Raw genomic sequence first — 11,944 nt, 5'->3', positions numbered from 1 at the left:
AGACGCCGGGCGATGCCCGGCGCCATTTCTACTTAGGCGGCACCCCGAAGTATGCCGGCAATTTTGTGCGCCTCAATCACGACCTGGACCTGCTCCATCGCTTCGCGACAAGCTTGCAGTCGGGCGCAATGACCGGCGAGCGCTTCGGCTTCAGGTGACCAAACGGTTTCGAACCAGCCACCAGATACGCAGTGCTCATCGCTGATCCATCCTCGGTATGTGCCAGCGTCAACCCACCTCTCAACCGTTCGCAGAATATCACCGAGTTCCTCGAGCTCGTCCGCATTCAGCAGTTGGCTGGCAGAAAGTGTGCGCTCGAGACGCCAAATTCGCCTACGAAGGCTGGTGTCACAGGCCGCGCCCGAGCCGAGCGCCCGGAGGCTATTCTTGGCGGCTGGGATATGTCCGGCCGCTTTGAGGAGCACAGCGAGGAACGGGTCGTTGCGGAATTTGTTCGCAGTCATGACAGGTCTCGTTGGGCAGCTGCGAAGCGACCTGCACATTCGAATGTGGAAAGCTGTGCTTCCATAGTCGTGATTCCGTCACGCTGAATTGCATCCTCCAGCCGGTCGGTAAGCAGGCAGATGTCCTCAACCTCCGGAGAAGCCGGGTCGAGCATTGCAAAGAAAGCGGATTCGGGCCGGCCTTCATCGTGCACATGTTGCAGTGTAAACAACTGATGAAGATGCATAATCTCCCGCCGGGTTCGGCTGGTGATTTGCGGGCTCCAGTTTAGGTCATCAACGATCCTCTGGACCCGCGCCAGTTCCGATTGCCCTCCGAGGAGCAGGGCTGCGTTCTGGATTTTTTCCACATGATCATGAAACAGTTTATGTAGCGCCGTGGCGCCAGTTGGGTTTACGTCGAACATTGCCGTTCTCCCTGTTTCGCCCGCCACACTGTGTGTCGAGCTTCAAGAGCCGCAGCGGTCCTTTCCGGCGGCCGTAGTTTTGTCTGTTTCGTTCTTATTGGGTTGATCAGGGCACCTTCCGATTCCAGCGACTTCATCGAGAGAGAAGCTGGTCGGAAGGTGACCACATCGACAGGTCTTGCGATTTTCTGGGCGTGGATTGCAGGGTACGTATTCCAGTCCACAGCATTTTCTGAGGGCGGAAGCTATTGTGTCTACAACAGCATTCCGCTGCGGGAAGTCAGACAATCATCTTTCCCGCAGCGATCACCAATAATCTTGGAAGAACTTGGGAAAGACTTCCCTCAGCTGTTCTTTTGCATTTTTTGAAGCGGTTTTGAGAGTGGAACCCTGCGGCTGTTTTGGAAGGTCGAACTCTCGTGCGGGAGCGCGACCGAACAAAATAGTCGGTCAGCGCCTTCTCTATCGAGAAGATCCGACCAGTCCGTGCGAAGCAAACAAGGCAAGCACGCAACGGGGGCTTAGAACATCACACGCAAGAATGCCGCTGGAATGCGACTTTCTGGTTCTCCAACCGCTTTCCCCTCGGAGAAAGTTGTTTGATAACAGCAACTTAAATCCGACGGCAAAACTTCCCACGGCCGATGGACGAAAAAACCCCCGGTTTCGGACAAACTACGCCAGTCGCTTCACAACAAGACCCCACCCCGCGCCTCAGCCGCATTTCGAATGCCCGCAGCTGCGACAGGTCATGCAGCCCTCGATCATCACCATGTCATATTGGCCGCAGGACGGGCACGCCTTGCCGCGGGGAGCGTCCATGTTGACCACCTGCGCCTGAGGGTCGGACTTCAGCCCCATGCCCTCGCCCTCGAGAAACCCGATCGCGATCATGTGCTGCTCGATCACGCCGCCGATCGCCGCCAGGATCGAAGGGATGTACTTGCCCTGCACCCAGGCCCCGCCGCGCGGATCGAACACGGCCTTGAGCTCCTCGACCACGAAAGACACGTCACCACCGCGCCGGAACACGGCCGAGATCATACGGGTCAGGGCCAGCGTCCAGGCGTAATGCTCCATGTTCTTCGAGTTGATGAACACCTCGAACGGACGCCGCCGTCCGCCGATGACGATGTCGTTGATGGTCAGATAGATCGCGTGTTCGCTGTCGGGCCATTTTAGCTTGTAGGTCGAACCCTCAAGCGATTGCGGCCGGTCCAGCGGTTCGGACATGTAGATGACATCGCCGCCATCCACCTCGTGCGGCGCATCCGTACTTTCACCCGGCACCTTGTCGTCGCTTTCCGAGACGGTCAGAACCGAGCCGGTTACGTCGTTCGGGCGATAGGTGGTGCAGCCTTTGCAGCCCTGATCCCAGGCCTGCATATACACGTCCTTGAAGGCGTCGAACGGGATGTCCTCGGGGCAGTTGATCGTCTTCGAGATCGAGCTGTCGATCCATTTCTGCGCAGCCGCCTGCATCTTGACATGCTCGGCCGGCGTCAGGGTCTGGGCGTTCACGAAATAGTCGGGCAGTTCCACATCGCCGAACTTGTCGCGCCACATCTGAACGGCATAGTCCACCACCTCTTCCTCGGTGCGCGAGCCGTCCTTCTGCAAGACCTTGCGGGTGTAAGCATAGGCAAAAACCGGCTCGATCCCCGACGATACGTTCCCTGCGTACAAAGAGATCGTCCCAGTGGGTGCAATCGAGGTCAGCAGAGCATTGCGGATGCCATGCTCGCGGATGGCCTCGCGCACATCGTCATCCATCTGCTGCATGGTGCCGCTGGCCAGGTATTTCTCGGCGTCGAACAGGGGAAAGGCCCCTTTTTCCTTGGCCAAATCCACCGACGCCAGATACGCGGCGCGGGCGATCGCGTGCAACCAGCGCTCGGTCTGACGCGCCGCCTCGTCCGAGCCATAGCGCAGGCCCAGCATCAACAGAGCATCTGCCAGCCCGGTCACGCCCAGACCGATACGACGCTTGGCCTGCGCCTCGGCGGCCTGCTGCGGCAGCGGGAATTTCGAGGCATCCACCACGTTGTCCATCATGCGCACGGCTGTGGCGACAAGCTCCTGCAATGCCGCCTCGTCCAGATGGGCCGCGTCTTCGAACGGCGCCGACACCAGCCGGGCCAGGTTGATCGAACCCAACAGGCAGGCGCCATAAGGCGGCAGGGGCTGTTCACCGCAGGGGTTGGTGGCGGCAATGGTCTCGGCATAGCTCAGGTTGTTGGCCTGGTTGATCCGGTCGATGAAGATCACGCCCGGCTCGGCATAGTCATAGGTGGCCTGCATGATCTTGTTCCACAGATCGCGGGCCTGCACCGTGTGATAGACCTTGCCGTCAAAGACCAGATCCCACGAAGCATCGGCCTTGACCGCCTCCATGAAAGCATCGGTCACCAGCACCGACATGTTGAACATGCGCAGCCGGGCCGGGTCAGATTTGGCGGTGATGAACTGTTCGATATCCGGATGGTCGCAGCGCATGGTCGCCATCATCGCGCCCCGGCGCGAGCCCGCCGACATGATCGTGCGGCACATGGCATCCCACACATCCATGAACGACAGCGGCCCCGAGGCATCGGCGGCCACCCCATGCACATCCGCGCCGCGCGGCCGGATGGTCGAGAAATCATAGCCGATCCCCCCGCCCTGCTGCATGGTCAGCGCGGCCTCTTTCAGCATGTCGAAGATGCCGCCCATGCTGTCGGGGATCGTGCCCATGACGAAGCAGTTGAACAGGGTCACCTGCCGCGCGGTGCCTGCTCCGGCCGTGATCCGCCCGGCGGGCAGGTATTTGAAATCCTCAAGCGCCTCGTAGAACTTCTGTTCCCAATGCGCGGGGTCCTTTTCCACCCGTGCCAGATCACGCGCGATCCGCCGCCACGTATCCTCGACCGACTTGTCGATCGGCGTGCCATCCGCCTGTTTGAAGCGGTATTTCATGTCCCAGATCTGCTCGGCGATGGGGGCGGCAAAGCGGCTCATAAGAGTTCCTATACGTTGTGCTGGGCTAGTGGAGCCTCACTATATATGACATTGAACATGCCGTTCCAGCAAAAATAGTTGGGGCTTTGCCGATTGACCATTTGCCATTTGATTGGCAGGATCCGGTAAGATTCTATCTTATACCCCTCTGGGTCAGGATAGGTGGTGGAGATGGAGGGACTCGAACCCTCGGGGCGTCGGCTGGGAAGACCTCACCCCGCACCATGCCATCCCCAACTGATTGGCGCCCCGATTGTTCGGGGTGCCAGCATCTTCAGCCTACGGGTCTGGTTTTGGTTCCCCCTGTTCGCTTGATTGCCGCATTGATTCTGATTCCCTGTATTGAAAGAGGCACCCAGAATAGACGCTGCCCCCCGCAAACCACAACTGCTTGATAGCGCGCAAAGGTAAGCTACAATATAAAGGTAGTCCTTGGGACGACTCTGTGGGAAAGCTGTGGATAAGTACATCAACCTCGTGAAACTCTCGGTCGGATCCGAGAGCGTGGACAGCCTGATCGCCTGGCAGGACAGCTATCGCCGGCGGTTCGCGGACGGCCTGCCCCGCCACATCACCCGCATGTGGCCCAAGCGCGAGGCCGAGATTCTGAACGGCGGGTCGATCTTCTGGGTCATCAAGGGTGTCATCCAGTGCCGCCAGCGCATTTTGCGGCTGGACGAGGTGACGGGTGAGGATGGCATCCGCCGCTGCGCCATCGTGCTGGACCCGCAGGTCCACCGCACCCAGGGCGCGCAGAAACGGCCGTTTCAGGGCTGGCGCTATCTGAAACCCGAGGACAGCCCCGCAGACCTGCCCGAAAGCCGCGCGCAGGACGACGCCCTGCCCGAGGATCTGAACCGCGCGCTGGCCGAGATCGGCGTGCTCTGACCTCAGCCCAGACGGCGCATCACTTCTGCCAGGGCGGCCTTTTCCGCGGCGCCGTACTCCGCAACCCGGCTGCGCCACAAAGTGGCCTGCGATTGCAGGATCAGCCCATCTGACAGGATCTTGAGGTGGTTGGCGCGCAGGGTCTCACCGGTCGAGGTGATGTCGGCGATCGCCTCGGCGGTTTCGTTCATCACCGTGCCCTCGGTCGCCCCCTGGCTGTCGACCAGCGTATAATCGGCAACCCCGGAATCGGTCAGGAACTCGCGCACCAGGCGGTGGTACTTGGTGGCGATCCGCAGGCGGTGCCCATGCGTAGCCCGAAAGGCGGCGGCGGCGGCGTCCAGGTCATCCAGCGTCTCGACATCGACCCAGCAGGCCGGAACCGCGATCACCAGATCGGCCTGGCCAAAGCCCAGCGGTGCGATTTCTTCGACCTGCTGTTCCCAGCGTGGCAGTTTCTCGTGCACCAGGTCGGTGCCGGTCACACCCAGGTGAATACGGCCGGCAGCCAGCTCGCGCGGGATCTCTCCGGCCGACAGCAGGATCAGCGAGACATCCTCGATCCCGTCCACCTTGCCTGCGTATTCCCGGTCGGACCCGGCCCGCGACAGCTCGATCCCGTGGCGGGCGAACCAGGCAAAGGTTTTCTCCATCAGCCGCCCCTTGGACGGCACGCCCAGCTTAAGGGTCATTGGCCCGCCTCCTCGATTTCCAGCATCAGGTCGGGGCGCAGCACGCCACCCACCGCCGGGATCTCGGCCCCGTTGCCCAGCCGCCGCGTCAGCGCGTCATAACGCCCGCCGGTGGCGATGGGCGGCAGATCGGGGCGGCGCTCGGCGTAGAAGCCGAAAACGAACCCGTCGTAATATTCCATCGAGGTGCGCCCATACGAGGCCTCGAAATCCAGCTTGCCGACGTCAACGCCACGCGCCTGCAGGGCGGCGATCCGCGCCTCGAGCCGGTCCAGCGCGGGGGTGATCTGGGGCAGATCGACGGCGATGTCGCGCAGATGCTCCAGCGCATAGGGCATGGTCTCGCGCACGCCCAGCAACGAATCCAGCCCGGCCATCTCCGTGTCGGAAATCGGCGGCGTGTCGCGGTCGGCGCGCAGGGCGTCGATGCGGGCGGCGATCTCGGCCGGTCGGCGCTTGCCGATCATCGGCGCGTCGCAGGCCATCGGGTCGGCCGCCGCGAGCAACGCGGCGCGGTGGTCCGGTTCGGGCTTGCGGCCCGCGAACCGGTCCAGCAGAGCCCGGAACCGGCGCGGACGCCACAGGTGGCGCATCAGCGCGGCCTTGCGTTGGTCGGATGTGCGCAGGCCCTGAACGGCTGCGGTCAGAATGCCGATGTCCCCGGTCGCCGCGCGCAACGGCAGACCCCGCAATTGCAGGGCAAATAGCGAGAATACCTCGGCATCGGCCCCTGCCGGATCGTCGCGGTCAAAGACCTCGTAGCCCACCTGGATGTATTCATTGGCGCGGTCGGGGTCATGTTCCTGACGCCGGAACACCTCGCCCGAATAGGTATAACGCGCCGGTTCGGCCCCGTCGCGCATGTGCATCTGCACCACCGGCAGAGTGAAATCCGGGCGCAGCATCTGTTCGCCGCGCAGCGCGTCCGAGGTGACATAGGCGCGCGCGCGGATATCCTCGCCGTAGAGGTCCAGCAGCGTCTCTGCCGATTGCAGCAGCGGCGGGTCAACGACCTGCGCCCCGGCGGCCTCGAAACGCACGCGCATCATCGCGGCCCGGGCCTGGATCTGGGATCGGTTGGGCATGGCTCAGTCCTGACTGTCCAGAATCTCGCGCACCTTGGCGACCAGATCGGCGCGCGGCACCTCGAACTGGCTGGGGCGTTCCTTCCATTCCTCGAGCGTGGCGCTCTCGGCGATCTTGGCGCCCAGGATCAGGTCCTTGATCTGAACCACGCCGCGGTCCTTCTCGTCCCCGCCCTCGATCACCGCGACGGGCGAGTTGCGCTTGTCCGCGTATTTCAGCTGATTGCCGAAATTCTTGGGGTTGCCCAGATAGACCTCGGCGCGGATGCCGGCATTGCGCAGCTCAGCCACCATCGCCTGATAGTCGGCCATGCGGTCCCGGTCCATCACGGTCACGACGACCGGCCCGGTGTCATGCGACTTGATCCGACCTTTCTCGCGCAGCGCGGCCAGCAACCGGTCGACGCCGATCGACACACCGGTCGCGGGCACTTCCTGTCCAGTGAAGCGCTTCACCAGATCATCATAGCGCCCGCCGCCCGAGACCGACCCGAACTGCCGCTTGCGGCCCTTTTCGTCGAAGATCTCGAAGGTCAGCTCGGCCTCGTAGACCGGCCCGGTGTAGTATCCCAGCCCTCGCACGACCGAGGGGTCGATCTGGATGCGATCGGCGCCATAGCCGCCCGCGGCCAGCAATTCGCCGATCTGTTCCAGCTCGGAGATACCTTCGGCGCCGATCTTGCTGTCACCTACGGCCGCGCGAAGATTGGCCAGCGTTCCGGCGGTGTCATCAGCCTTGGATGTCAGGAAGGCGATCACCGGCTCGGCCTGATCGTCGGACAGACCCACGCCCTCGATGAACGCGCCCGAGGCATCCAGCCGGCCCTTGGTCAGCAACGCGCGCACGCCCTGCTCGCCCACTTTGTCGAACTTGTCGATGGTGCGCAGAACGTCATCGCGCGCCGCCGCGTCCGTGCCCAGCCCCATGGCCTCGAGCACGCCGTTCAGAACCTTGCGGTTGTTGACCCGCACCAGATAGTCGCCGCGCGGGATGCCCACGGTTTCCAGCGTATCGGACAGCATGGCGCAGATCTCGGCATCGGCAGCCATGCTGGCCGTACCGACCGTATCCGCATCACACTGATAGAACTGGCGATACCGCCCCGGCCCCGGCTTTTCGTTGCGCCAGACCGGACCCATCGCATAGCGACGATAGGGCGTGGGCAGGTCGTTGCGGTGCTGGGCATAGACCCGGGCCAGTGGCGCGGTCAGGTCATAGCGCAGCGCCATCCAGTCGCCGTTGCCGCCCTCGTCGAACTCCTGCCAGGCAAACACGCCTTCGTTGGGGCGGTCGACATCGGGCAGAAACTTGCCCAGCGCCTCGACCGTTTCCACGGCGCTGCTTTCCAGCGCGTCAAATCCATAGCGATGATAGACGTCCGCAATCGTCCGCAGCATCTCGGTGCGCTGCGTGACTTCCTGGCCGAAATAGTCGCGGAACCCTTTCGGCGTGACGGCCTTGGGGCGGGGCTGTTTCTTGGGCTTGGCCATGTGGGGCGTCCTTGGGATTTCATCACTTGCGCGCGCGGTCTATCCCATGGTCTGGGTCGGGGCAAGCCAGCGCTGGCATTGCGCGCACCACAGCGGTATGACCGCACCAGATCACAGGAGCCCCAGCGATGCAGCATCTGGAAGAGAAAATCGCCCACCTGACCCGCACCGTGGATGACCTGAGCATGGTCGTCGCCAAGCAGCAGGACGAGATCGACCGCCTGACCCGCCACGTCGCGATGCTGATGCAGCGCGAGGCCGAACGTGCGCAGGAAGGGTCCGGCGGGATCATTCTGGGCGACGAACGCCCGCCGCATTACTGAAGGGGCGTCAGACCTCCTGCACGTCCATCACGCCATCGAGCGATTTGATCGCGCCCTTGATCTGCGGGTTGATGGGGAAATCCTGCCCCAGATCCATCTCGACTTCGCCCGGCAGGCCCGGGTCCATCAGGCACAGGTGAACCGGCCCCTTCGCGGCATTCCGGGCCGCCCCAGCCGCGTCCTGCAACACCCGCGCCACGGTGGACACCACCTGCGGCTGATCGACGAAGATGCGCAGGCCCGTTGCCCCCGCCTCGGCCACCACGGAATCCGCCGGCCCGACCGAGCGCGCCAGCAGCTTCAGCTGGTCGGCCTCCATCGTGGCTTCGGCCGTCAGCACCACCTGCGCGCCGGTTTCCAGGTATTCGCGTGATTTCTCGAGCGTTTCCGAGAACAGCGTCACCTCGTACGCCCCGGTCGGGTCGGACAGCTGTGCAAAGGCGAAGCGGTTGCCCTTGGCCGATTTCCGCTCCTGTCGCCCGGCGACCACACCGGCCATCTTGGCGATCAGCGGGCCGGAACGTGCCTTTTCGGTCACCTCGTCCAGCGTCATCACCTGCTTGCGCTTGAGCGCAGGCATGTAGTCGTCCAGCGGGTGGCCGGACAGGTAGAAGCCGATGGCCTTGAATTCCTCGCTCAGACGTTCGGCGGGCAGCCAGTCGGGCGATTTCGACAGGCGCGGTTCGGGCAGATCGTCGCCCGCCTCGCCGAACAGCGACACCTGGTTCGAGTTCTTCTGTTCGTGGATCGCCGCCGAATACTGCACCAGCTGTTCGAGGCTTTCGAACACCCGGCGGCGGTTCTTGTCGAGTTGGTCGAAGGCCCCCGCGCGCGCCAACATCTCGAGCGGGCGCTTGCCGACCTTTTTCAGGTCGACCCGGCGGGCGAAGTCAAAGAGGTTGACGAAAGGCTTGTCGCCCCTGCCCTGCACCACGAGGTTCATCGCCTCGACGCCCACGTTTTTCAGCGCGCCCAGCGCATAGACCAGTTGGCCATCCACCACGTCGAAGGTCGCCAGCGAGCGGTTCACGCAGGGCGGCACGTAAGGCAGGCCCAGCCCCTTGCGGACCTCTTCGAAATACACCGCCAGCTTGTCGGTCAGGTGGATATCGCAGTTCATGACGCCGGCCATGAACTCGACCGGGTGGTTCGCCTTGAGCCAGCCGGTCTGATAGCTGACCACCGCATAGGCCGCCGCGTGGGACTTGTTGAAGCCGTAATTGGCGAATTTTTCCAAGAGGTCGAACACCTCGGAGGCCTTCTTGGCGTCCACCCCGTTCTTGGCCGCGCCGGCTTCGAATTTCGGGCGTTCGGCGTCCATCGCCTCTTTGATCTTCTTGCCCATCGCGCGGCGCAGCAGGTCGGCGCCGCCAAGGCTGTAGCCCGCCATGACCTGCGCGATCTGCATCACCTGTTCCTGGTAGACGATGATGCCCTGCGTTTCTTCCAGGATGTGGTCGATCAGCGGGTGGACGGATTCGATTTGGCGCTGGCCGTTCTTGACCTCGCAATAGGTGGGGATGTTCTCCATCGGGCCGGGGCGGTAGAGCGCCACGAGGGCCACGATGTCCTCGATGCAGGTGGGCTTCATGCGCTTGAGCGCATCCATCATGCCCGAGCTTTCAACCTGGAACACCGCCACGGTCTTGGCCGCGGAATAGAGCTTGTAGGTGGCCGGATCGTCCAGCGGGATCGCGTTGATCTCGTTCACCGCGCCTTCGGGCGGGTCATACAGCTGCGTCCCGTCGGCGGCGATGTGCAGGTCGCGGCCGGATTTGCGGATCAGGTCCACCGCGTTCTGGATCACCGTCAGGGTTTTCAGGCCCAGAAAGTCGAATTTGACCAGACCGGCCTGTTCCACCCATTTCATGTTGAACTGGGTCGCGGGCATGTCCGAGCGCGGGTCCTGGTAGAGCGGCACCAGCTCGTCCAGCGGCCGGTCGCCGATCACCACGCCGGCGGCGTGGGTCGAGGCGTTGCGCAGCAGCCCCTCGACCTGCTGGCCGTAGGTGAGCAGGCGGTCCACCACCTCTTCGTTGCGGGCCTCTTCGCGCAGGCGGGGTTCGTCCCTAAGCGCCTTTTCGATCGAGACCGGCTTGACCCCTTCGACCGGGATCATCTTGGACAGGCGGTCCACCTGGCCATAGGGCATCTGCAGCACCCGCCCGATGTCGCGCACCGCCGCCTTGGACAGGAGCGCGCCGAAGGTGATGATCTGGCCCACCTTGTCGCGGCCGTATTTCTCTTGCACATAGCGGATCACCTCTTCGCGGCGATCCATGCAGAAGTCGATGTCGAAGTCGGGCATCGAGACCCGCTCGGGGTTCAGGAAGCGCTCGAACAGCAGACTGTAGCGCAGCGGGTCGAGGTCGGTGATGGTCAGCGCATAGGCCACCAGCGAGCCCGCGCCCGAGCCCCGCCCCGGCCCGACCGGGATGTTGTGTTCCTTGGCCCATTTGATGAAGTCGGCAACGATCAGGAAGTAGCCGGGGAACCCCATGCTTTCGATGATGCCCAGTTCGAAATCCAGACGTTTCTGGTATTCCTCGGGCGAAACCGCGTGGGGGATCACCGCCAGACGTTTCTGCAGGCCCTCGTTGGCCTGACGCCGCAGTTCCTCGACCTCGTCATCGGCGAATTTCGGCAGGATCGGGGCACGCTTGTAGGCCATGAAGGCGCAGCGCCTGGCAATCTCGACGGTGTTCTCGATCGCCTCGGGCAGGTCGGCAAAGAGCGTGGCCATTTCCTGCGGCGACTTGAAGTAATGCTGCGCGGTCAGGCGGCGGCGGCCCTCTTGTTGGTCGACATAGGCGCCCTCGGCGATGCAGATCAGGGCGTCATGGGCCTCGTACATGTCCGAGGTGGGGAAGTAGACGTCGTTGGTGGCCACCAGCGGCAGGTTCTTGGCATAGGCCATCTCCACGTGGCCGCGCTCGGTCAGGCGTTCGGCCTCGGGCTGGCCGTCCTCGCCGGGATGGCGCTGCAGTTCGACATAGAGGCGGTCGGGGAACATTGCGGCCAGCTGATCGACCAGCGCCTCGGCGGCCGGGTGCTGGCCCTGCTGCAGCAGGCGGCCCACGGGCCCATCCGGGCCGCCGGTCAGGCAGATCAGGCCCGCCGAATGGCGCTGAAGTTCATCCAGCGTGACCTGCGGCAGCTGCCCGCCCTTGTCCACATACAGGCACGAGCTGAGCTTCATCAGGTTCTCGTACCCGGTCTCGGACTGGGCCAGCAGGACCACGGGCGCAGGCAGCGTCGGCTTGTCGCCCGGCTGCGCGGTCACATAGCTGAGATCCACTTGGCAGCCGATGATCGGCTGGATGCCCGCGCCGCTGGCGGTGACGGAAAACTCCAGCGCGCAGAACATGTTGTTGGTGTCGGTAACCGCAACGGCGGGCATATCCATGCTGGCGCACAGATCCGGCAGCTTTTTCAGCCGTACGGCGCCTTCCAGCAGGGAATATTCGGTATGAACGCGGAGGTGGATGAATCGCGGAGAACTGCTCATGGGCGCAGGCTATCCCACTCGGCGCGCGTGCAAAAGACAGAAGGATACCGGCGGGTTGCCCAAACAATAATCAGCGATTATTCGGTTTT

The 11,944-nt window shown here is 63.2% G+C and carries 9 protein-coding genes; 2 read left to right on the top strand and 7 right to left on the bottom strand.

From position 1 onward, the window contains the following. Positions 1 to 32: 32 nt before the first annotated feature. The 3 genes from F3H26_RS11385 to F3H26_RS11375 form a co-directional block, all read right to left on the bottom strand. Entirely contained in the window at positions 33 to 464 is a 432-nt protein-coding gene (locus F3H26_RS11385) for a hypothetical protein (RefSeq protein WP_149776176.1), read from the bottom strand. Next, positions 461 to 871, bottom strand: coding sequence for a hypothetical protein (locus F3H26_RS11380; protein WP_149776175.1), 411 nt, complete (start codon positions 869 to 871; stop codon positions 461 to 463). Before F3H26_RS11380 ends, F3H26_RS11385 begins: the two co-directional genes overlap by 4 nt. A 714-nt stretch (positions 872 to 1,585) precedes the next feature. Next, positions 1,586 to 3,868, bottom strand: a complete 2,283-nt coding sequence (locus tag F3H26_RS11375) for an adenosylcobalamin-dependent ribonucleoside-diphosphate reductase (RefSeq protein WP_149776174.1) — start codon at positions 3,866 to 3,868, stop codon at positions 1,586 to 1,588. 456 nt (positions 3,869 to 4,324) lie between these two features. Here F3H26_RS11375 and F3H26_RS11370 point away from each other — a divergent pair, with 456 nt between their 5' ends. Further along, complete coding sequence (locus F3H26_RS11370) at positions 4,325 to 4,756, top strand: DUF1489 family protein (RefSeq protein ID WP_149776173.1); 432 nt, start codon at positions 4,325 to 4,327, stop codon at positions 4,754 to 4,756. A 2-nt stretch (positions 4,757 to 4,758) separates the two neighbouring features. Here F3H26_RS11370 and hisG read toward each other — a convergent pair whose 3' ends face one another. From hisG to hisS, 3 genes are read right to left on the bottom strand one after another with little or no spacing between them, the layout of a single operon-like run. After that, on the bottom strand, positions 4,759 to 5,448 hold the full coding sequence (gene hisG / locus F3H26_RS11365) for an ATP phosphoribosyltransferase (RefSeq protein ID WP_149776172.1): 690 nt from the start codon (positions 5,446 to 5,448) through the stop codon (positions 4,759 to 4,761). Further along, complete coding sequence (locus tag F3H26_RS11360; RefSeq protein ID WP_149776171.1) at positions 5,445 to 6,533, bottom strand: ATP phosphoribosyltransferase regulatory subunit; 1,089 nt, start codon at positions 6,531 to 6,533, stop codon at positions 5,445 to 5,447. Before F3H26_RS11360 ends, hisG begins: the two co-directional genes overlap by 4 nt. Positions 6,534 to 6,536: 3 nt before the next feature. Next, the gene (hisS, locus tag F3H26_RS11355) at positions 6,537 to 8,024 is read right to left on the bottom strand and encodes a histidine--tRNA ligase (protein ID WP_149776170.1); all 1,488 of its coding nucleotides are present in this window, start codon (positions 8,022 to 8,024) and stop codon (positions 6,537 to 6,539) included. 128 nt (positions 8,025 to 8,152) lie between these two features. Between hisS and F3H26_RS11350 the strand changes: the two genes are divergently transcribed. Next, the gene (locus F3H26_RS11350) at positions 8,153 to 8,347 is read left to right on the top strand and encodes a SlyX family protein (RefSeq protein WP_149776169.1); all 195 of its coding nucleotides are present in this window, start codon (positions 8,153 to 8,155) and stop codon (positions 8,345 to 8,347) included. 7 nt (positions 8,348 to 8,354) lie between these two features. On the opposite strand, the gene dnaE is transcribed toward F3H26_RS11350, so the two are convergent. Then, positions 8,355 to 11,855, bottom strand: coding sequence for a DNA polymerase III subunit alpha (dnaE, locus tag F3H26_RS11345; RefSeq protein WP_149776168.1), 3,501 nt, complete (start codon positions 11,853 to 11,855; stop codon positions 8,355 to 8,357). Between the last annotated feature and the right edge of the window lie 89 nt (positions 11,856 to 11,944).

The sequence above is a fragment of the Ruegeria intermedia genome, from assembly GCF_900129345.1.
Lineage (GTDB): Bacteria > Pseudomonadota > Alphaproteobacteria > Rhodobacterales > Rhodobacteraceae > Ruegeria > Ruegeria intermedia.
The sequence above is the reverse complement of the archived record's forward strand: the minus strand, read 5'-3'. Positions and strand labels throughout refer to the sequence as shown.

What these genes read in the sequence shown, in the direction of transcription:
- F3H26_RS11385 (WP_149776176.1), bottom strand. Translation starts at nt 464, where the DNA reads ATGACTGCGAACAAATTCCGCAACGACCCGTTCCTCGCTGTGCTCCTC.
- F3H26_RS11380 (WP_149776175.1), bottom strand. Translation starts at nt 871, where the DNA reads ATGTTCGACGTAAACCCAACTGGCGCCACGGCGCTACATAAACTGTTT.
- F3H26_RS11375 (WP_149776174.1), bottom strand. Translation starts at nt 3,868, where the DNA reads ATGAGCCGCTTTGCCGCCCCCATCGCCGAGCAGATCTGGGACATGAAA.
- hisG (WP_149776172.1), bottom strand. Translation starts at nt 5,448, where the DNA reads ATGACCCTTAAGCTGGGCGTGCCGTCCAAGGGGCGGCTGATGGAGAAA.
- F3H26_RS11360 (WP_149776171.1), bottom strand. Translation starts at nt 6,533, where the DNA reads ATGCCCAACCGATCCCAGATCCAGGCCCGGGCCGCGATGATGCGCGTG.
- hisS (WP_149776170.1), bottom strand. Translation starts at nt 8,024, where the DNA reads ATGGCCAAGCCCAAGAAACAGCCCCGCCCCAAGGCCGTCACGCCGAAA.
- F3H26_RS11350 (WP_149776169.1), top strand. Translation starts at nt 8,153, where the DNA reads ATGCAGCATCTGGAAGAGAAAATCGCCCACCTGACCCGCACCGTGGAT.
- dnaE (WP_149776168.1), bottom strand. Translation starts at nt 11,855, where the DNA reads ATGAGCAGTTCTCCGCGATTCATCCACCTCCGCGTTCATACCGAATAT.